The sequence below is a fragment of the Kocuria sp. KH4 genome (assembly GCF_053711175.1).
Genome location: NZ_JBSJYX010000006.1, coordinates 56,034 through 75,885, shown reverse-complemented (window position 1 = coordinate 75,885; position 19,852 = coordinate 56,034). Strand labels below are relative to the sequence as shown.

Below are 19,852 nucleotides of genomic sequence, written 5' to 3'. Positions count from 1 at the left end.
GGAGCGGGCCGGGGCGGCCCCGCGGCACGGCGGACCGGCGGCAGGTGCCGGCCCGGATGTGATCTTGCCGACCCGCGACCGGGGAACCCGGCACTGTTCACCCTCCGTTCACTTTCCCGGGGCAATCTGGTCAGGTGCGATTCCTAGCGTCTCCCTGTGTGGGGGCGCCGGAGCGAACTCGCGAACCTCACTCCTCACCGGACGCGGCTCCATGCCCGCCGTCCGTAGCACCAGGCCCCTCGCCGGGCCAAGACCGTGATTCTGAAGGGGCAACTCAGTGAAGGCATTCCAGCTCGGCCGTTCCGCCGCCGTCCTCACCCTCGGCGCGCTCGCGCTGACCGCGTGCGGGTCCGACAACGCCACGGGGGAGAGCTCCTCCGGGGAGTCCGCCGCCACGGGAGGATCCGGTGTCACGGGCACGCTGACCGGCATCGGGGCGTCCTCGCAGCAGGCGGCCATGACCGCGTGGCAGAACGGCTTCCAGGGCGCCAACGCCGAGGCCCAGGTGCAGTACTCCCCGGACGGCTCCGGGGCGGGGCGCGAGGCCTTCACCGCCGGCGGCGCGGACTTCGCCGGGACCGACGCCTACCTCGACGAGGAGGAGTACGAGGCGTCCAAGGAGGTCTGCGGGCCCGACGGCGGCTTCCACGTCCCCGCCTACATCTCCCCGATCGCCGTGGCCTTCAACCTGCCCGGCGTCGAGACCGTCAACATGGACGCGGAGACCATCGCGCAGGTCTTCACCGGCGAGATCACCGAGTGGAACGACCCGGCCATCGCCGAGCAGAACCCCGACGCGGACCTGCCCGACACCCGGATCACCGTGGTGCACCGCAACGACGAGTCCGGCACCACCGAGAACTTCCAGGAGTACCTGGCCGCCGCCGCCCCCGAGGTGTGGACCGAGGAGGTCTCCGGCAACTGGCCCGCCCAGTGGGCCTCGGAGAACAACAAGGGCACCGCCGGGGTCGTCTCCTCGACCAGCTCCACCGAGGGCGCCATCACCTACGCCGACGCCTCCGCGATCGGCGACCTCGGCACCGTGGCCGTGGGCGTGGGCGAGGAGAACGTGCAGTACTCCCCGGAGGCCGCCTCCGCGGCCGTGGAGTCCTCCACTCCGGTCGAGGGTCGCGCCGAGTACGACATGGCGATGGACCTCGAGCGCGACACCACCGAGTCCGGGGCGTACCCGATCGTGCTCGTGTCCTACCACCTGTTCTGCAGCCAGTACGATTCCCAGGAGACCGCCGACCTGGCCAAGGCCTTCGGCGAGTACGTGGTGAGCGAGGAGGGCCAGCAGGCGGCCGCCGAGGCGGCCGGATCCGCCCCGATGTCCGAGAACCTGCGCACCCAGGCGCAGGAGGCCCTGGGCAACATCACGGCAGCGGGCTGATTCCGCCCACTTGATCCCGTTCGGGGCGGGCCGACCCGCCCCGAACGGGACATTTGTGTGTGGGGCATCTCGGGAGCGAGGTGCCCCACCGGACCCAAGCGCAGGGGGCACGGTCCGGCCCCGGCGCGATCCGTGTCAGGCAATCGAAGGGGGCACCCGACATGTCCACCACCGTCACCACCCAGGAAACCGACGCCGGCAGCCGCAGGCAGGCCGCCGGCGGCCGGAGGGGCGACTCCGTATTCTCCGGGCTGAGCCTCGGCGCCGGCGTGCTGATCCTCGCGGTGCTGGCCGCCGTCGCGCTGTTCCTCTTCCTGCAGGCGCTGCCCACGTTCCAGGCGCCCGCGGACGAGATCTCCGGCGGGGCCGGCTTCTTCTCCTACATCTGGCCCCTGGTCATCGGCACGATCATCGCCGCGATCATCGCCCTGGTCATCGCGACCCCCCTGGGTGTGCTGGTGGCCCTGTACATCTCGCACTACGCGCCGGCGCGGATCGCCAAGCCGGTGGGCTACGTCATCGACCTCCTGGCGGCCATCCCCTCGGTCGTCTACGGCGCCTGGGGCACCACGGTCTTGGCCTCCTCGCTCGTGCCGTTCTACGGCTGGGCCGCGCAGCACCTCGGCTTCATCCCGATCTTCGCCGGGCCGGCCTCCCAGACGGGGAAGACCATGCTGACGGCCGGGATCGTGCTGGCCATCATGGTCCTGCCGATCATCACGGCGATGTCCCGGGAGATCTTCATCCAGACCCCCAAGCTCCACGAGGAGGCGGCGCTGGCCCTCGGCGCCACCCGGTGGGAGATGATCCGGATGACGGTGCTGCCCTTCGCCCGCCCCGGGATCATCTCCTCGGTGATGCTGGCCCTCGGGCGAGCGCTCGGCGAGACCATGGCGGTGGCCCTGGTGCTCTCCAGCGGACCGCTGATGGCCTCCCTGATCCAGTCCGGCAACCAGACCATCGCGGCGGAGATCGCCCTCAACTTCCCGGAGGCCTACGGGCTGCGGCTCTCCGAGCTGATCGCCGCGGGCCTGGTCCTGTTCCTCATCACCCTGGTCGTGAACATGATCGCCCGTGCCATCATCGCCCGCTACAAGGAATTCTCGGGAGCCAACTGATGCTGAACACCGCTCACGCCTCCTCGCCGACGTCCGGCGGCCGCGCGCCCCGCCTGACGCGCAACCAGCGTCCGAAGTGGCTGGTGCCCGCGATCGGTGCCGCGTCGATCGTCGTCGGCGCCGCGCTCGCCGCGCTCGTCGGCTTCAACGTGGCCCTCTGGGCCGTGTTCGCCGCCGTGCTCTTCCTGCTGGCCGCGGCGCTCGCCGTGACCGTGGTCGAGGGCCCCCGGAAGGGCGCCGACTCCCTGGTGACCTACCTCGTCTACGCCGCCTTCGTGCTCGCGGTCGTGCCGCTGATCTCGGTGATCTGGACGGTGCTGGCCAACGGCCTGCCGGGGCTGAACTCCAACCTGCTGCTGACCTCGATGAACGGCGTCACCGGCGCCACCGACAACGCCGCGGCCGCCGGGGAGACCCCGGTGCTCGGCGGGGCCTACCACGCGATCGTCGGCACCGTGTCGATCACGTTCTGGGCCACCCTCATGTCCGTGCCGATCGGGCTGCTCACGGCGATCTACCTCGTGGAGTACTCGAAGGGCGCCTGGCTCGGGCGCGCCATCACCTTCTTCGTCGACGTCATGACCGGCATCCCGTCGATCGTCGCCGGCCTGTTCGCGGCGGCCCTCTTCGGTCTGATCTTCGGCCCGTCCACCCGCTTCGGGTTCGTCGCGGCCGTCGCCCTGACGGTGCTGATGATCCCCACGGTGGTGAAGAACACCGAGGAGATGCTGAAGATCGTCCCGAACGAGCTGCGCGAGGCGTCCTACGCGCTGGGCGTGCGCAAGTGGCGGACGATCACCAAGGTCGTCATCCCCACCGCGATCTCGGGCATCGCCTCCGGCGTGACGCTGGCGATCGCCCGCGTGATCGGGGAGACGGCGCCCCTGCTCGTGACCGCCGGCTTCGCGACCTCCATCAACTGGAGCTCGTTCTCCGGCTGGATGACCACCCTGCCGACCTACATCTACTACCAGATCCTGACGCCCACGTCGCCCACGAACCCGGACCCGTCCCTGCAGCGCGCGTGGGCTGCGGCACTGATCCTCATCGTCATCGTGATGCTGCTCAACCTGGTCGCCCGTGTCGTCGCGCGCGCCTTCGCGCCCAAGATGACCGGTCGCTGACCACACCGCACGCCTCACCCTCGAGAAAGCAGCAAGGAACCAGCATGTCCAAGCGAATCGACGTCCACGACCTGAACGTCTACTACGGCGACTTCCGCGCCGTCGAGGAAGTCAACATGGGCATCGACGCCCGCTCGGTGACCGCGTTCATCGGTCCGTCCGGATGCGGCAAGTCGACCTTCCTCCGCACCCTCAACCGCATGCACGAGGTCATTCCGGGCGCCCGTGCCGAGGGGCAGGTCCTCCTGGACGGGGAGGACCTCTACGGCCCGGGCGTGGACCCGGTCGTGGTGCGGTCCATGATCGGCATGGTGTTCCAGCGCCCGAACCCGTTCCCCACCATGTCCATCCGGGACAACGTGCTCGCCGGCGTGAAGCTCAACAGCAAGCGCATCTCCCGGTCGGACGCGGACGCCCTCGTGGAGAGCTCGCTGCAGGGCGCGAACCTGTGGAACGAGGTCAAGGACCGCCTGGACAAGCCGGGCTCGGGCCTCTCCGGCGGGCAGCAGCAGCGCCTGTGCATCGCCCGGGCGATCGCGGTGAAGCCGGAGGTGATTCTCATGGACGAGCCCGCGTCGGCGCTGGACCCGATCTCCACCCTGGCGATCGAGGACCTGATCAACGAGCTCAAGCAGGACTACACCGTGGTGATCGTGACCCACAACATGCAGCAGGCCTCCCGCATCTCGGACCGGACGGCGTTCTTCAACATCCAGGGCACGGGCAAGCCGGGCAAGCTCATCGAGTACGGCCCGACCTCGGAGATCTTCTCCAACCCGAAGCAGCAGCAGACCGAGGACTACGTCTCCGGCCGCTTCGGCTGAGCCGCCGCGCCGACGACGACGGGCGCCGACCCCACCCGGGGCGGCGCCCGTCGTCGTCCGCGCCGGGCGGACGCGGGTGCCCGCCCGGGCGCCGGCGCGCTAGAGCAGGGGGGAGAGCGCCAGCAGCAGCGTGCCCGAGACGGCCCCGCACACCGGGACGGTCACGGCCCACACGAGGACCACCCGCCGCACCACGCGGGCGTTGACCGTGTGGAAGCGCTGCTGCCGTCCGGCCCCGAGGATCGCCGCGGCGGTCGTCTGGGAGGTCGACATCGCCACCGGGATGAGCGTCCCGCCCAGGAAGAGCAGGGAGCCGGCCACGCCCTGCGCCACGGCGCCGCGGAAGGGGTCGATCGTGATCATCCGGGAGGACAGCGTGTAGGCGATCCGCCAGGCCCCGAACAGGGTGCCCGCACCCAGCCCCGCGGCGACGAGGACCAGGATCCACGGCTCGGCGGCCCGGACCGAGACCGGCAGGTCCGCGCACAGCATCAGGGTGGTGAACACCCAGACGGCCCGCCGCCCGTGGGTGAGGCCGTGGCCGAAGGAGATGGCCGCGGCTCCGGTGGCCTGGACGACCTGGGAGCGGAAGGTGGTGGTCGAGGGCTCGGAGTGGCGCAGCAGGTGCAGCAGCGGGACCACCAGCGCCCAGGCCAGCCCGTAGGCCAGCAGCGGGGCCACCAGGAGCGGGACGGCCAGCTGGGACAGCGTCGCCGCGGTCAGGGGGTCCTGGTCGGTCAGGTCCACGGCACGGGCCCCCAGCATCGCCCCGAGCAGCCCGCCCAGCAGGGCGGTCGTGGAGGAGGACGGCATGCCCAGCCACCACGTGAGCACGTTCCAGGCGATGGTGGTCGCCAGGGCGCACACCAGCGCCGCCGAGCCCACCGCGTCCAGCGGCACGGGGGTGGCCGGGAAGATCCAGTCGGTCAGCAGCCAGCCGGCGGCGAAGACCCCGGCCGTGTTCACCAGGGCGCTGAGCACCAGCCCGACCTTCGGGGCCAGCGCCCGGGACCGGACCGGCAGGGCGAGGGCGTTGGGGGCGTCGTGGAAGCCGTTGACCACCACGTGCACGGTGGCGAGGAGCAGCCCGAGGACCGTGAGCAGCACCAGCACCGCGGCTCAGGACTCCGCCACGACGATGCGGCCCACCTCGGTGGACACGCGCACCAGCGCCCGGGCCGCCTCCACGAAGCGCTGGGCGGCCTGCTGCCGGCGCAGGGCCGGGACCGCCTTGTGGTGCTCCAGCAGGTGGGCCATGTGCAGCTGGTGGATCCGCTCGGCCTGCTTGCCGAGGCGCAGCATCTCGTACCAGTAGTCGTCGAGGCCCTGCAGCCCGGCGAGGTCCCGCATGGCGCGGGTGGTCAGCTCGGACATGCGCACGATCACCCCGAGCTGGTCGGTGGCGTACGAGGGGGGCCGGGTGAGGCCGTGGACGACGTGCGCCTCGGCCACGGCCAGGAGCTCCTCGGCGGCCTTGTTGAGCCAGTGCCCCAGCACGTAGACGTCCTGCCGGGGGACGGGGATCACGAACGTGGAGCGCACCGTGGTCATCACGGAGAAGTAGAGGTCGGTGGAGCGGGCCTCGCACTCCCGGATGCCGTCGAGGGTCGCGGCGTCCACCTCGGGGGACCCGATCAGCTCCGAGAGAAGGCGGACGGACGCCGTCACCTGTCCCGACATGTCGGCCAGCAGGTCCAGGACCAGCTCGTCCTCCGGGAAGATGCGAAGCGCCATCTGGTGACCGTCCTGGGCGTCGGGGCCGGCGCCGCGGAGCACGGCGGGCTCCACTGTACACGGCACAGTCGGAGGTTCCGCGGGTCCGCGGACGGCGGCGGAGGAGGAAGGGGGCGGTGCCGGACCGGGAGCGCCTCTCGGCGGAAGGCCGCTCGTGGCGGCTATGAGATGGAGCCCGGGGCTGCCGCGGCCCGGCACCTGCAGTCCATGGTAGTCCACGTGCCCCGCAGGCCAAGCCCGGAGGCTGTGGCCTCCCGCACGGCCGGCGGTGGCCGCGGTCTCAGTCGAGGTGCCCCCGGCGCCAGGCGTTGGCCGAGGCCTCGAGCTCCTCCGCGGTGCGCTCGAGGCGCTGGGTCAGGGCCACGGTGCTCGGTCCCCGGGGCGCGTGCGGGTCCACGACCGGCAGCTGGCCCGTGTCGGCGAGCCGGATCCGTCCCAGGGCGATCACGCGGCAGAAGGCCGCGAACCGGTCGAGGGCGACGTCGAACGCGCCGTTGAACGCCCCGGACAGGATGGCGTCCGCCATCGTGGTGATCTCCTCGGCCCCCGGGGGCTCCGCCACGCCGGCGACCACGTGGGAGACCTGCGCGGTGCCCCGGCCGGCGGCGAAGTACCGGCCCATCCGCACGGGGTCCTTCCGCACCCCGGCGCGCAGCGCGTAGAGCCGCCAGAGCGCGCCGGGCAACGAGACCGCCGGGGCCTCCGCCCACATCTCGGCGATGCCCTCCAGGCCCTGCTCGTCGGTGAGCTCGATGAGCCGGCGGCTGACCTCCGGGTCGTCGCTGGCCCGCCCCCGGGAGACCAGGGCGTGGGCGGCGAGGTGCGCCGCCTCCGAGACGCGGGCCGGGTCCGGGCCGCCCTCGTGGGCGTCGAACTTCTCGGGGGAGAACTTCACCGGCTTGTGGTGGCGGGGGACGTCGCTCATGCGTCCAGGGTACGGCCGCGGTTCCCGCCGGGCCACGGCGTGCTCACCAGTCGCTGGCCGAGGCGTGCACCGCCGCGTCCCGCCACTGCTGGTCCGCCCGCTCGAAGCCGTCCCGGGCCAGCGCCCGCCACAGCCGCAGCCCCAGCGCCGGGTCCTCCTGCTCGAGCTCCGCCAGCGTCTGCGGGGACAGGACCCGGGCCGTGACGTCCGTGATGGCGCTGAGGGTGGTGTGCTGCTTGTCCCCGGTGCCCAGGGCCAGCTCGCCGAAGCTCATGCCGGGGCCCAGCACCTGCAGCTCCACGCGCTCCCCGGACGGCGTGCGCAGGGACATCGACACGTCCCCGGTCACGATGAGGTGGATGCCGGCGAAGTTCTGGCCGGAGCGCAGGATGTTCTCCCCGGCCGCCCACGTGCGCTCCACGGTGCGGGCCCGCAGCGCGCGGGCGTCCGCCGGCTCCAGCCGGGAGAACAGCTCCGACTCGACGGGCCGGACCCGGGACGGGGTGCACTCGGGTCCGCCGTGCTCCTCGAGCAGCGCGTCCTCGACCCACTTGATGGCCGCGGCACGGCTCGGGAAGACCTCCAGCGGCGGATCCCCCCGGAAGGAGCGGCCGAAGTCGGGGTTGCCGGCGACGACCACCACCGTGCGCCCGGCCGCGTGCAGCTCCTGCCGGGTCCGGGCCAGCATCGGCATCGCGTAGTCGGCGATGACGTCCACCCGGCGCAGGTCCACCACCACGTAGGAGGCGTCGTAGGCGACGTCGCGGACCGTGCGGATCGCCGTCTCCGTGCCCGTGAACAGCAGGTCGCCCTGCAGCTCCACGACGACGGCGTCCGTCCCGTGCTCGGCCAGCACGGCCTCGGCCTCCGCGTTGCGCCGCACCAGGGACGGGGACTGGTCGATCGGGTAGCTGGCGCGCACCGTGGAGCGGGCCACCCGGGCGGTGTGCGTGAAGTGCAGGTCCAGGTCCTGGGAGAGCCGCTCGCACGCGAGCACCCCGCGCACGCTGTTGCCGTGCCGGTCCAGGGCGGGAGAGAAGGTCGCCACCGCCAGCTCGCCCGGCAGCACGGCGATGATGCCCCCGCCCACCCCGGACTTCGCGGGCAGGCCCACCCGCACCATCCACTCGCCGGCGTCGTCGTACATCCCGCAGGAGCTCATGACGGACAGGACCCGGGAGACGGTCCCGGCGTCGAAGACCTCCTCGCCGGTGAGCGGGTTGGTGCCCGCGTTGGCCAGGGTCGCGCCCATCAGGGCGAGGTCGCGGCAGGTGACCAGCACGGAGCACTGGGCGAAGTAGTCCTCGAGCGCCTGGGTGGGGTCCCCCTCGATGATCCCCGCGGAGGCCAGCAGGTAGCCCAGGGCCCGGTTGCGGTCCCCGGCGTCGTGCTCCTGGGCGAGGACCTCGGGGCTGATGGCCAGGTCCCGGCCGGCGCAGCGGGAGTAGGCCTCCCGGATCCGGTCCCGGCGCAGGTCGCGGTCGCTGTCCGGGACCAGCCACGTCGAGGCGATCGCCCCGGCGTTGATCATGGGGTTGGCCGGGCGCCCGCTGCCGGGCTGGAGCGAGATCTCGTTGTAGGCGTCCCCGCTGGGCTCCACGTCCATCTTCGCGTGCACGGCCTCCGCCCCGAGGTCCTGCAGGGCGAGGGCGTAGGTGAAGGCCTTGGAGATCGACTGGAGGCTGAACTCGTCCCGCGTGCTGCCCGCCTCGTAGACGTGGCCGTCCGCCGTGGCGATGACGATGCCGAAGCGCTCCGGGTCCGCCCCCGCGAGGGCCGGGATGGAGGAGCTGGGGGCCCCGCCGCGCTCGTCCCGCAGCTGCTCCACCACGTGCTCGAGGTACGCGGTGACGGCCGAGGGGCCGAAGAGTCCCGTCTCGACGCGCTCTTCTTCCTCGGTGCTCGGCTGCGGCACGGGCGGTCCTCCGGTCGGGTCGGTGTGCACGGTCGTCACGACCACTCTAGGCGGACGCGCCCGGGTGCTCGTCGGCCCCGCCCGGGCGGGCGGCGTCCCGGGCGCCCGGGGGACCGTGCGGTAGAGTGGTGCCCGCTCCGGACCGGCCGCGCCCCGTGCCCGCCGACCGGCAGCGGGCCTCTAGCTCAGTTGGTAGAGCAGTGGACTTTTAATCCATGGGTCGTGGGTTCGAGCCCCACGGGGCCCACCCGTCCGAAAGGGCCCCCTTCCCGTCCGGGAAGGGGGCCCTTCCGCACTCCGTGGGCCGGGGACGGTGCGGCGGCGTCCGCGGGGCCGGTGCGGGGCGTGCCTAGTCGAGCAGGCGCAGCGCCTCGTCGATCCGGTCCCGCAGGAGCCTGGCCTGCGCCACGGTCCAGGCCTCGTGGCCGATGTGCAGCACCACGCCGTCCGGATGGGCGTAGGAGCCGTCCGGGGTGGTGACGACCTCCCACGTCTCCAGCAGGGCCACCGGCGAGGGGCCGGCGAGGGAGCGGGCCGGCAGCTCCCGCGAGTTGGTGACCGTCTCGGGGTCGGTCACCTCCTGAGCGGTGGCCCAGGCGGGACGGGGGACGAGAGCCGTGTTCTCGTGCATGGGGGTGCCTTCCAGGGAAGAGGGGTGATCCCATGTTCCTGCATGTGGGAGCCGTTTCCGGCGACCGGGCGGCGTGTGTCGCGCCGCTGGGCGAGGACTGGACGTCCGTCGGCCCGGACTGGACCTTCGTCGTGCGTGCGCGGGACGCCCGCTACCGCCCGTCGAGCTGCTCGGAGGGCGTGGGCACCGACTCGGGGCCCGGCTGGTCCGGGGCCGGCGCCCCGGAGCCGACCTGCGCGTCGCCCGAGGCGCTCTCGGGCACGGGCGTGGTGGTCACGGGCGGCGGCGGGCTGAAGGTGCTCGTGGAGGAGGTCCCGGGCGGTGTCGCGGGGGCGTCCGGCCCGTCCTCCCGCGCGTCGTCGCAGCCGGTCAGCGCGAGGGCGAGCAGTGCCGCGGCGGGAATGATCCGGCGCATCCGGGTGGTCCTCTCGGTCGGTGACCCCTCCACGGTATCCGTGCCGGACCGGATCCGCAGGGACCCGCACGCCCGGGACGGTGCGCGGCGTCCCGGGCGTGCGGGTCGGGGCGGTGCTACCGGCGGTGCTGTCGGCGGCGCAGCCGGGGCACGTGGCGCAGGAGCAGGGCCACCACCACGGCGCTCACGCCCAGCAGGCCGGCGCCGATCCCGGCGGAGAGGTGCATCCCCGCCTCGAAGGCCGCCACGGCCGAGGCGAGCAGCTGGCCGGCCGCGGCCGGGTCCAGGGCTCCTGCGACGTCGACCGCCCCGCCGAGGGTCTCGGCCGCGGTGGCGGCCTGGTCCGGGGCCAGTCCCGGCGGCGGCACCACCCGGTCGGCGTAGGTGGCCGTGACGGCCGTGCCCAGCACGGCCACGCCCAGCCCCGCGCCGAGCTCGTAGGCGGTCTCGGAGATCGCCGAGGCCGCGCCGGCCTGCTCGGGGGCCACCTCGGCGAGGATGAGGTCTCCCGCGATCGTCTGGGCGGCCCCGGAGCCGAGCCCGATCACCATGAGGGCGACGACGAGGAGCGTCCCGCCGGAGAGGTCCCCGAGCAGCACCAGCAGGAAGCCGGAGGCCATGACCAGCAGGCCGCCGCCGAGCACGAGCGCCGGGCGGACGACGCCGACCACGTGCACCGCGAGCAGCCCCGACACGATGGTCACGGCCGCTCCCGGCAGCAGGGCCAGCCCCGCCCGCATCGGCGGCACGCCCTGGACGAGCTGCAGGTACTGGGAGACGAAGAACAGGAAGCCGATGAAGGTGGTGGAGGCCACCAGGTTGTTGAGCAGCCCCCCGGTGAAGGGTGCGTGGCGGAACAGGCGCAGGTCCAGCATCGGCACCGGCCGGCGCAGCTGGCGGCGCACGAACAGGGTCCCCGCGGCGGCGGCGAGCAGGACCGCCGCGGCCACGGCCGGGGAGGGCCCGTGCGCGCCGAGGTCCTTGAGGCCGTGGACCAGGGCGACCATCGCCGTCATGATCAGCACCGCGCTGAGCACGTCCACGGGCCCCGGGGCAGGGTTCCTGGACTCCGGCACCAGCACCGGGGCCAGGACCAGCAGAGGCAGCAGCACCGGCACGGCGATGAGGAGGACGGAGCCCCACCAGAAGTGCTCCAGCAGGAGCCCGCCCAGCACCGGGCCGAGGGCCCCGCCCGCGGAGAAGCCCGTGGCCCAGACCGCGATGGCGGCCCGCCGCTGGGTGGCGTCGTGGAAGATGTTGCGCAGCAGGGACAGGGTGGCCGGCATCAGCATGGACCCGAAGAGCCCCAGCAGCGCCCGGGCCGCCACGAGCACCGCCCCCGTGGGCGCGAACGCGGCCAGCGCGGACACCACCGCGAACCCCGTGCTCCCCACCAGCAGCAGCCGGCGGCGCCCCACCCGGTCCCCGAGGGACCCCATCGGCACGAGCAGCCCGGCCAGCACCAGCGGATAGGCGTCCACCATCCACAGCAGCTGCGTGCCGGTGGGGCGCAGCTCCCGGGAGATCTCGGGCAGCGCGAAGTTGAGCACCGTGTTGTCCACGGAGATCAGCAGCACCGGCAGCATCAGCACCACGAGGGCCGCCCACTCCCGGGCGCCGGCGCGGGCGGGGGGTGCGGCGGTGGCCGGGGACGGCATGGCGGGCGGGTCCTCTTTCCGGGACGGCGGGCGTGGGCACCATCCTCGCAGAGCCCGGCCGGCGGGGGCGCCGCACTAGACTGCTCGGGAAGGCCGGCCGGACGAGCCCGCCCGGCCCGCAGCGACGGAGAAGAGGTCCCCGATGGTCGAGCCGGTCCCCACGAGCGCGATGTCCGACGCCGCCCCCGGTGTCTCCGAGCAGTACGAGGCGGTCCGCGACCGTGTCCTGGAGCTGCGCGAGGACTACGAGCGGGCGCGGGAGGAGTTCCGCTGGCCGCGGATGGAGCACTTCAACTTCGCCCTGGACTGGTTCGACCACGTGGCCCGGGACCCCGGGCGGGGCAGCCGCGACGCCCTGTGGATCGTTGCCGCCGACGGCTCGGAGCAGCGGCGCACCTTCGCCGAGCTCGCCGGGTCCTCGGCCCGCACCGCGAACTGGCTGCGGGGCCTGGGGGTCCGCCGCGGCGACCGCATCCTGCTGATGCTGGGCAACCAGCTGGAGCTGTGGGAGACCCAGCTCGCCGGGATGAAGCTGGGGGCGCCGCTGATCCCGACCGCCGTGATGATGCCGTCCGCGGACCTGCAGGACCGGGTCCGGCGCGGCCGGGTCTCCTGGGTCGTGACGGACGCCGCCAACGCCCCGAAGTTCGCCGCGGTGGACGGCGACTACGGTCTCGTCGTCGTGGGCGGGGAGGCCGAGGTGGAGGCGGCGCGGGAGCAGCTGCCCGGCCGGGCGGTGCGCCGCTACGCTGAATCCGCCGGCGCGGACGCCGTGTTCGTCCCCGAGGGGGTCACCCGCTCGCGCGACCCGCTGCTGCTGTACTTCACCTCCGGGACCACGTCGCAGGCCAAGCTGGTGGAGCACACCCACTACTCGTACTCGTTCGGGCACCTCTCCACCGTCTACTGGATGGGCCTGCGCCCCGGCGACGTGCACCTGAACATCGCCTCGCCCGGCTGGGGCAAGCACTCGTGGTCGAACTTCTTCGCCCCCTGGATCGCGGAGGCCACCGTGTTCATCCTCAACCAGGACCGCTTCGACGCGGTGGGGCTCATGGAGCAGATGGGCCGCGCGGGCGTCACCAGCTTCTGCGCCCCGCCCACCGTGTGGCGGATGCTCATCCAGGCCGACCTGCACCGCGTCCAGGACCCGCCCGTGTCCGCGGTCTCCGCCGGGGAGCCGCTGAACCCCGAGGTGATCCGCCGGGTGCAGGAGGCGTGGGGCGTGACGATCCGGGACGGCTACGGCCAGACGGAGACCACGCTGCAGATCGCCAACACCCCCGGCCAGCCGGTCGTGCCGGGCGCCATGGGCAGGCCGCTGCCGGGCTTCGTCGTCGAGCTCCTGGACCCCCGCACCGGCGCACCCGCCGAGGAGGGCGAAATCTGCCTGAAGGTGGACGACGATCCCCCCGGGATCATGGCCGGGTACATCGACGAGCCCGAGCGCACCGCCGAGGTCGTCCAGGACGGCTGGTACCACACCCGGGACATCGCCCGCCGGGACGAGCACGGGGTCTACACCTACGTGGGGCGCACCGACGACGTCTTCAAGGCCTCGGACTACCGGATCTCGCCGTTCGAGCTGGAGTCGGTGCTCATCGAGCACCCCGCGGTCGCGGAGGCGGCCGTGGTCCCGGCCCCGGACCCCGTCCGGCACGCCGTGCCGAAGGCCTACCTGGTGCTCGCCGCCGGGGCGGAGCCCACCCGGGAGCTCGCGGGGGAGATCCTCCGCTTCGCCCGGGAGAACCTCGCCCCCTACAAGCGGGTGCGCCGGGTCGAGTTCACCGACCTGCCGAAGACGATCTCGGGCAAGATCCGCCGCGTGGTGCTGCGCGAGCGCGAGGAGGCCGCGCAGCGACCGGCGGCCGGCGCGCCGGCGACGCCTCCCGCCGACGGCCTGGGCGTCGAGTACACCGAGGCGGACTTCCCGGGGCTGCGCGACTGAGCGGCGGCGCGCCCGGTGCCCCCGGCGGGGGCACCGGGCGCGCAACGTGACGTCACCAGGCGCCGGGAAAGGGTGCCCAACGGGGGACAGACCGAGGCCGGTCTGTCCCCATTTCATGCCACGTTTTCCGATGCAAATGAATCGACGAGGTGCTCCGAGGCCGCCACAAGGCCGATGTGGCAAGCGCAAACACATGAAAAAACGTCGGTGTCGGCCGTTCGGAATATGACGTCGGCCGCCGTGACAGGTCCTGGAAACCCTGCCACCATGGAGTCAATTGGTTCACCCGACGAGGATGGGCCAACGGATCCGCCGGGGGGCGGATCGACCGCGGTCCATCGGGGGATGGGCCGCCCGCACGCAGGCACCGGGGGGTGCCGGTGCGACCGGTTCATCGGGGGGTGAACCGACACGGGAGCACCGCTGGGGGGCGGTACTCCCACCAGGCGAGTCTCTGCTCGCCACCGGCCGTCAGGCCGGACGATGCGCCCGTTGCGGGGGCCATCCGTTCCGACGGATGGGCAACGGGCGCATCGCTCTGTCCGCGCCCGACCGGTGGCGCCGGGCGGTGCGGCACGGTGCGCCGTGCCGCACCTCCCGGCGACCACCGCGCCACGGCGTCGGAGGACCCTGGAAGACTGGGGCCCATGACCACCTCCCCGGCCTCCGCCGCCGCCCAGGACACCATCCAGGACACCGCCCTGCACGAGGACGCGCTCGGGCTGCTGCGCGCGCTCACCGGCCGGGCCGACGCCGCCTTCCACCCCGGCCAGTTCGAGGCGATCGAGGCCCTCGTGGGGCACGGCCGGCGCGCCCTGGTGGTGCAGCGCACCGGGTGGGGCAAGTCCGCGGTCTACTTCCTCTCCGCCCTGCTGCTGCGGGCGCGCGGCCGGGGCCCCACCCTGATCGTCTCCCCGCTGCTGGCCCTGATGCGGGACCAGGTCGCCGCCGCGGCCCGGGCGGGCGTGCGGGCGGCGGCCATCAACTCCGCCAACGCCACGGAGTGGGGGCAGATCTCCGCCCAGCTGCAGGCCGACGAGCTCGACGTCCTGCTCGTCTCCCCGGAGCGGCTGAACAACCCGGTGTTCCGGGAGCAGCAGCTGCCGCAGCTGGTGGCCCGGCTCGGGCTGCTCGTGGTGGACGAGGCGCACTGCATCTCGGACTGGGGCCACGACTTCCGCCCCGACTACCGGCGCATCCGGGACCTGATCGCGCGCCTGCCCGAGGAGGTCCCGGTGCTGGCCACGACCGCCACCGCCAACGAGCGGGTGGTCGCCGACGTCGAGGAGCAGCTGGGCGTGCGGCCCGGCGGCACGAGCACGGGGGAGGTGTTCACCCTCCGGGGCCCGCTCTCCCGGGCGTCCCTGCGACTGGGCGTGCTCGACCTGCCCTCGGCCACGGCCCGGCTCGCCTGGCTGCTCGAGCACGTCGGGTCCCTGCCGGGCAGCGGAATCATCTACGCGCTCACGGTGGGGGCCGCCGAGGACACCGCCCAGGCCCTCGCCGAGGCCGGCCTGCCGGTGCGGGCCTACACCGGGCGCACGGACCAGGGCGAACGGGAGGAGCTCGAGGCCGCCCTCAAGGAGAACCGGGTCAAGGCCCTGGTGGCCACCTCCGCGCTGGGCATGGGCTTCGACAAGCCGGACCTCGGGTTCGTGGTCCACCTGGGCGCGCCGTCCTCGCCGGTGGCCTACTACCAGCAGGTCGGCCGGGCCGGGCGCGCCACCGACAACGCCGACGTCCTGCTGCTGCCCGGCACGGAGGACCGGCAGATCTGGGAGTACTTCGCGACCGCCTCCATGCCCACGGAGCAGAAGGCCGCCGCCGTCCTCGGCGAGCTGGCCGCCGCGGGGGGCGCCCTCTCCGTGGCCGTCCTGGAGTCCCGCGTGGACGTCCGGCGCAGCCCGCTCGAGCTGCTGCTGAAGGTCCTCGCCGTCGAGGGCGCCGTGGAGCGCGTGCAGGGCGGCTGGCAGGCCACGGGCGTGCCGTGGCGCTACGACGCCGAGCGCTACGGCCGGATCGCCGCCGCCCGGGTGGACGAGCAGAACGCCATGCTCGACTACGAGCGCACCACCGGGTGCCGCATGGAGTTCCTCGCCCGGCAGCTGGACGACCCCACGGCCGCGCCGTGCGGGCGGTGCGACACCTGCGCCGGCCCGTGGTACCCCACGACCGTGGACGAGAGCGCCACCGACTCCGCCGGGGCCGCCCTGACCCGGGTGGGCGTCGTGCTGGAGCCCCGGGCGCAGTGGCCCACGGGGATGCCGCGGCTCGGCGTGGACGTCAAGGGCCGGATCCCCGAGGACGAGCGCTGTGCCGAGGGCCGGGCCCTGGCCCGGCTCACGGACCTGGGCTGGGGGAACCGGCTGCGCGAGCTGTTCCGCACCGACGAGCAGGGCGCCCCGGTCGACGGGCCGGTGGACCCGGCCCTCGGCCGGGCCTGCGTGCAGGTCCTCGCCGAGTGGCGCTGGGCGGACCGGCCCGCGGCGGTCGTCTCCGTCCCGTCCCGCTCCCGGCCCCGGCTCGTGCGCTCGCTGGCGGAGGGCATGGCCGGGGTGGGCCACCTGCCCTACCTCGGGGAGCTCGACGTCCCCGAGGGCTTCCCCGCCGGCGGGCACGGCGGCAACAGCGCCTACCGGCTGGCGGCCGTGTGGGAGAAGTTCCGGGTGGGCCCGGGGCTCGCCGAGGAGCTGGACCGGCTCGGCGGACGACCCGTCCTGCTCGTCGACGACCTCGTGGACAGCCGCTGGACGCTGGCCGTGGCCGCCCGCGCCCTGCGCCGGGCCGGCGCCGGGCCGGTGCTGCCCTTCGTGCTGGCCTCCCAGGGCTGAGCCGCCGGGGCCGGGCCGCGGGGTCGGGCCGCGGGGCGGACCGGGCCGGGGGAGCGGCCGGGCCCCGTCTTGTACGCTGTCCTGCGTGTCCTCCCCTCCCACGCCGCTCGTCGACGTCATCATCCCCGTGCACACGCCCGCACGACCCGTCGACCGGGCCGTCGGCGCGGTCCTGGCCGGAGGCCTCGCGGTCGGCGAGCACGACGGGGTGCGCGTCACGGTGGTCTGCCACAACGTCGACACCGCCCTGATCCGCGAGCGCCTCGCCGCGCAGCACCGGCCGCTGGTCGACCTGCTGGAGTGCTCCGACGGCACCCGCAACCCGGCCGCCCCCCGCAACCTGGGCCTGGAGCGCTCCTCCGCCCGGTACGTCTGCTTCGTGGACAGCGACGACACCATCGCGCCCGGGGCGCTGGCGGCGTGGACGGCGGTCGCGGAGCGCCACGGCTCGGCGGCGGTGCTCCCGCGCCTCGTCCACGGCGGCGGCGGCGTGCTCCGCACCCCCGTGCCCCGCCCGTTCCGCCGCGCGGACCTCGACCCGGTCAAGGACCGGCTGGCCTACCGCACCACCAGCCTGGGGCTGCTGCGCCGGCAGGTGCTGGCCGAGCGCGGGCTGCGCTTCCAGGGCCAGTACGTCACCGGCGAGGACCTGGGGCTCACCGCCCGCGCCTGGTTCGGCGGCGGACGGCTCGACCTCGCGCCGCGGTGGGCGCACTACGTGGTGCACGACGACGCCGCCGACCGGATCACCCGGGCGCCGCGGCCCCTGGAGCAGGAGCTCGCCGCCTTCGTGGACCTGCTGGGCGGGGACTGGGCGGCGGGGCTGCCGGAGCGGCAGCGCAGCGCCATCGCGGTGAAGGTCCTCCGGGTCCAGCTGTTCGGGACGGTGCACGCCCGGGCGGCGGCGGGGGCCTGGTCCGACGCCGACGCCGCGACCTGCCGGGCGCTGCTGCGGCTGGTGGAGTCGGTGGCCGGGACGGCGCTCGAGGTGCTCCCGCGGGCCGACCGGGACCTGCTGGACCTCGTGGTCCGCGACGGGGCCGCCGCCGGTGAGGTGCACGCCGCGTCCGCCCGGCGGCGCCGCTTCGGCCGGCCCGCCACGCTGCTCACCCGGGACCCGCGCCGGGTCCTGCACCGCGAGGCACCCCTGCGCTTCATGGCCGCGTCGCTGCTGGTCTGACCGGCCGGTGCGACAATGGTGGCCTGTCCATCGTCTGACCCCCCTCCTGACGAGAGAGTTCCATGAGCCGTCTCCTGCCCGCCGAGCTGTCCGCGGGGACCGCGCCCGCCACCGCCCCCGCCCCGGCCGCCCACCGCTTCCGTCCCGAGGTGCAGGGGCTGCGCACCGTGGCCGTCCTCCTGGTCGCCGTCTACCACGTGTGGATCGGCGGGGTCTCGGGCGGGGTGGACGTCTTCCTGTTCATCTCGGCGTTCCTGATGACCCTCTCCTTCGTCCGGCGGCTCGAGGCCGGGACGGGGCCGCAGCTGGGCCGCTACTGGGCCCGGACCTTCTCGCGGCTGCTGCCGCCCGTCGTCGTCACGGTGCTGGGCACCCTCGTGGCGGTGCGGATGCTGTTCCCCTCCGACCGCTGGTACGCCGCGATCGAGGAGGCGGCGGCCACGGTGCTCTACGCCCAGAACTGGGTGCTCGCGTTCAACGCGGTGGACTACTACGCCGCGGACACCTCCCAGGCCAGCCCGTTCCAGCACTTCTGGTCCCTGTCCGTGCAGGGCCAGGTGTTCCTGCTCTGGCCGCTGCTGCTCGCCCTGTGCGGACTGCTCGCCCGGCGCACCCGGCAGCCCGTGGGCCGGGTGGCCGCCGTCGTGTTCGGGGCGGTCTTCCTGGCCTCCCTCGTCTTCTCGGTGGTCTCCACGAACCACGAGCAGGCCTTCGCCTACTTCGACACCCGCGCCCGGCTCTGGGAGTTCGCCCTCGGCTCGCTGCTGGCCCTGGCGGTGCTGCGGGGCGTCACCCTGCCGCACGCCCTGCGCCTCGTCCTGGGGTGGGCCGGGCTCGTGGCCATCGCGGTGTGCGGGCTGGTCCTGGACGTCCAGGGCTCCTTCCCCGGGTGGGTGGCGCTGTGGCCGCTGACCGGGGCGGCGCTGGTGATCCTCGCCGGTCACACCGGGGACCCGCGCGGGGCGGACGCCCTGCTCACCCGCCGCCCCCTCCTGGTCCTCGGCGAGGCGTCCTACGCGGTCTACCTCGTGCACTGGCCGGTGCTCGTGACCTACCTGGTGGTCACGGACCGCGAGAAGGCCACGCTGCTGCACGGGCTGGTCATCCTGCTGGCCAGCATCGTCCTGGGCGTCCTGGTGCACCGGCTGGTCGAGCGCCCGCTGCGGCTCGGCACCGGTGCCCGGGCCGGCCTGCGCCAGCTCGGGCTGATCGTGCTGTGCCTGGTCCTCGTGCTGGTCCCCGCCGCGGGGGCCCGGGCGGTCCTGGACCGGCACGCGCAGGAGGCCGCGGCCCGGGCCGCCGTCGAGAACCCGGGAGCCGCCGTCCTGGCCGGGGACCTCGCCTGGCAGCAGGACCCGGCGGTGCCCACGATCCCGAACCCCCTGGTGCGGGAGGGCCAGTGGTCGGCGCTGCCGGAGAAGTGCGACGCCGCGGCGGAGGACTGGTTCGGCGACCACGTCGTGGCCTGCACGGCCCTGCCCGTGGACCCGGACGCCGAGGTCGACGCCATGGTCGTCGGCAACTCCCACGCCGAGCAGTGGCTGCCGGCGTTCCAGCGCGTCGCCGAGGACCGCGGCTGGAACCTGCTCTCCGCCGTCAAGGGCGCCTGCCGGTACCAGCCGGTCGAGACCACCGACGAGCCCGAGTGCCAGGAGCTCATCCGGCTCACGGACCGCTACATCGAAGAGCAGGACATCGACGTGGTCTTCACGACCTCCACCGTCACCTCCACCGACGGGCCCGGCGAGCAGATCGCCCCCGGCTTCGCGCAGCTGCTCGAGGACCTCGACGAGCGGGGCGTCACCGTGGTCGGGATCCGCGACAACCCGCGCTTCCCCTTCAACATGGTCACCTGCATCGACCAGGACGGGCCCGACGCCGCGCGCTGCAACCCGCCGCGGGAGCAGAAGCTGGCGCCGCAGAACCCGGCGGACGCGCTCGAGGCCTCGCACGGCAACTTCGTCAACGTCGACATGAGCGACTGGATCTGCCCGGACGGCACGTGCCCGTCCCGGATCGGCAACCGCTGGGTCTACATGGACGACAACCACATGCCCCGCGACTACGTGGTCACCATGGCCCCGGCCTACGCGGAGCAGTTCGACCGGCTGGTGGAGCGCCGGGCGCAGCCCCTGCCCGGCGGGTGAGCGGCGGAG

At 73.9% G+C, this 19,852-nt stretch carries 15 protein-coding genes and 1 tRNA gene; 9 read left to right on the top strand and 7 right to left on the bottom strand.

Annotation, left to right across the window (positions count from 1 at the left end):
- The first annotated feature begins 277 nt into the window (after nt 1-277).
- The 4 genes from pstS to pstB all read left to right on the top strand — a co-directional run bounded on the left by pstS (nt 278) and on the right by pstB (nt 4,459).
- Complete coding sequence (gene pstS, locus ACWCOM_RS06525; protein WP_454547928.1) at nt 278-1,393, top strand: phosphate ABC transporter substrate-binding protein PstS; 1,116 nt, start codon at nt 278-280, stop codon at nt 1,391-1,393.
- Between the two features lie 161 nt (nt 1,394-1,554).
- On the top strand, nt 1,555-2,511 hold the full coding sequence (pstC, locus tag ACWCOM_RS06520; RefSeq protein WP_454547927.1) for a phosphate ABC transporter permease subunit PstC: 957 nt from the start codon (nt 1,555-1,557) through the stop codon (nt 2,509-2,511).
- On the top strand, nt 2,511-3,635 hold the full coding sequence (gene pstA / locus ACWCOM_RS06515) for a phosphate ABC transporter permease PstA (RefSeq protein ID WP_454547926.1): 1,125 nt from the start codon (nt 2,511-2,513) through the stop codon (nt 3,633-3,635). The genes pstC and pstA overlap by 1 nt, the downstream gene beginning before the upstream one ends.
- Nucleotides 3,636-3,679: 44 nt before the next feature.
- Nucleotides 3,680-4,459 (top strand): phosphate ABC transporter ATP-binding protein PstB, encoded by a 780-nt coding sequence (gene pstB, locus ACWCOM_RS06510; protein WP_454547925.1) that lies wholly within the window; start codon nt 3,680-3,682, stop codon nt 4,457-4,459.
- A gap of 99 nt (nt 4,460-4,558) precedes the next feature.
- On the opposite strand, the gene ACWCOM_RS06505 is transcribed toward pstB, so the two are convergent.
- The 4 genes from ACWCOM_RS06505 to glsA form a co-directional block, all read right to left on the bottom strand.
- Nucleotides 4,559-5,572, bottom strand: a complete 1,014-nt coding sequence (locus ACWCOM_RS06505) for an anion permease (RefSeq protein WP_454547924.1) — start codon at nt 5,570-5,572, stop codon at nt 4,559-4,561.
- 6 nt (nt 5,573-5,578) lie between these two features.
- Nucleotides 5,579-6,193 carry a DUF47 domain-containing protein gene (locus ACWCOM_RS06500; protein ID WP_454547923.1) on the bottom strand — a complete coding sequence of 205 codons (615 nt, stop codon included), beginning with the start codon at nt 6,191-6,193 and terminating at the stop codon, nt 5,579-5,581.
- A 280-nt stretch (nt 6,194-6,473) separates the two neighbouring features.
- Nucleotides 6,474-7,118 (bottom strand): hypothetical protein, encoded by a 645-nt coding sequence (locus tag ACWCOM_RS06495; protein WP_454547922.1) that lies wholly within the window; start codon nt 7,116-7,118, stop codon nt 6,474-6,476.
- Between the two features lie 43 nt (nt 7,119-7,161).
- A complete protein-coding gene (glsA, locus tag ACWCOM_RS06490) occupies nt 7,162-9,033 on the bottom strand; it encodes a glutaminase A (protein ID WP_454547921.1) in 1,872 nt (623 codons plus the stop codon).
- A 174-nt stretch (nt 9,034-9,207) separates the two neighbouring features.
- Here glsA and ACWCOM_RS06485 point away from each other — a divergent pair.
- Nucleotides 9,208-9,280 (top strand) — tRNA-Lys (locus tag ACWCOM_RS06485).
- 102 nt (nt 9,281-9,382) lie between these two features.
- Here ACWCOM_RS06485 and ACWCOM_RS06480 read toward each other — a convergent pair.
- From ACWCOM_RS06480 to ACWCOM_RS06470, 3 genes are all read right to left on the bottom strand, one after another.
- Nucleotides 9,383-9,664, bottom strand: a complete 282-nt coding sequence (locus tag ACWCOM_RS06480) for a hypothetical protein (protein ID WP_454547920.1) — start codon at nt 9,662-9,664, stop codon at nt 9,383-9,385.
- 151 nt (nt 9,665-9,815) lie between these two features.
- Nucleotides 9,816-10,079, bottom strand: coding sequence for a hypothetical protein (locus tag ACWCOM_RS06475; protein WP_454547919.1), 264 nt, complete (start codon nt 10,077-10,079; stop codon nt 9,816-9,818).
- 116 nt (nt 10,080-10,195) lie between these two features.
- Nucleotides 10,196-11,737 carry an MFS transporter gene (locus ACWCOM_RS06470; RefSeq protein WP_454547918.1) on the bottom strand — a complete coding sequence of 514 codons (1,542 nt, stop codon included), beginning with the start codon at nt 11,735-11,737 and terminating at the stop codon, nt 10,196-10,198.
- A 142-nt stretch (nt 11,738-11,879) separates the two neighbouring features.
- Here ACWCOM_RS06470 and ACWCOM_RS06465 point away from each other — a divergent pair, with 142 nt between their 5' ends.
- The 4 genes from ACWCOM_RS06465 to ACWCOM_RS06450 all read left to right on the top strand — a co-directional run bounded on the left by ACWCOM_RS06465 (nt 11,880) and on the right by ACWCOM_RS06450 (nt 19,843).
- Nucleotides 11,880-13,685 (top strand): AMP-binding protein, encoded by a 1,806-nt coding sequence (locus ACWCOM_RS06465; protein WP_454547917.1) that lies wholly within the window; start codon nt 11,880-11,882, stop codon nt 13,683-13,685.
- A gap of 647 nt (nt 13,686-14,332) precedes the next feature.
- The gene (locus ACWCOM_RS06460; RefSeq protein WP_454547916.1) at nt 14,333-16,516 is read left to right on the top strand and encodes a RecQ family ATP-dependent DNA helicase; all 2,184 of its coding nucleotides are present in this window, start codon (nt 14,333-14,335) and stop codon (nt 16,514-16,516) included.
- Nucleotides 16,517-16,601: 85 nt separating this feature from the next.
- On the top strand, nt 16,602-17,696 hold the full coding sequence (locus ACWCOM_RS06455; protein WP_454547915.1) for a glycosyltransferase family 2 protein: 1,095 nt from the start codon (nt 16,602-16,604) through the stop codon (nt 17,694-17,696).
- A 62-nt stretch (nt 17,697-17,758) separates the two neighbouring features.
- Nucleotides 17,759-19,843 (top strand): acyltransferase family protein, encoded by a 2,085-nt coding sequence (locus tag ACWCOM_RS06450; RefSeq protein ID WP_454547914.1) that lies wholly within the window; start codon nt 17,759-17,761, stop codon nt 19,841-19,843.
- Nucleotides 19,844-19,852 lie beyond the last annotated feature (9 nt).

Bases quoted from the DNA above. Each gene is read 5' to 3' on its own strand.
- ACWCOM_RS06465 (WP_454547917.1), top strand. From the start codon at position 11,880: ATGGTCGAGCCGGTCCCCACGAGCGCGATGTCCGACGCCGCCCCCGGT.
- ACWCOM_RS06495 (WP_454547922.1), bottom strand. From the start codon at position 7,118: ATGAGCGACGTCCCCCGCCACCACAAGCCGGTGAAGTTCTCCCCCGAG.
- ACWCOM_RS06460 (WP_454547916.1), top strand. From the start codon at position 14,333: ATGACCACCTCCCCGGCCTCCGCCGCCGCCCAGGACACCATCCAGGAC.
- ACWCOM_RS06500 (WP_454547923.1), bottom strand. From the start codon at position 6,193: ATGGCGCTTCGCATCTTCCCGGAGGACGAGCTGGTCCTGGACCTGCTG.
- ACWCOM_RS06475 (WP_454547919.1), bottom strand. From the start codon at position 10,079: ATGCGCCGGATCATTCCCGCCGCGGCACTGCTCGCCCTCGCGCTGACC.
- ACWCOM_RS06480 (WP_454547920.1), bottom strand. From the start codon at position 9,664: ATGCACGAGAACACGGCTCTCGTCCCCCGTCCCGCCTGGGCCACCGCT.
- pstA (WP_454547926.1), top strand. From the start codon at position 2,511: ATGCTGAACACCGCTCACGCCTCCTCGCCGACGTCCGGCGGCCGCGCG.
- pstB (WP_454547925.1), top strand. From the start codon at position 3,680: ATGTCCAAGCGAATCGACGTCCACGACCTGAACGTCTACTACGGCGAC.
- pstC (WP_454547927.1), top strand. From the start codon at position 1,555: ATGTCCACCACCGTCACCACCCAGGAAACCGACGCCGGCAGCCGCAGG.
- ACWCOM_RS06470 (WP_454547918.1), bottom strand. From the start codon at position 11,737: ATGCCGTCCCCGGCCACCGCCGCACCCCCCGCCCGCGCCGGCGCCCGG.
- ACWCOM_RS06450 (WP_454547914.1), top strand. From the start codon at position 17,759: ATGAGCCGTCTCCTGCCCGCCGAGCTGTCCGCGGGGACCGCGCCCGCC.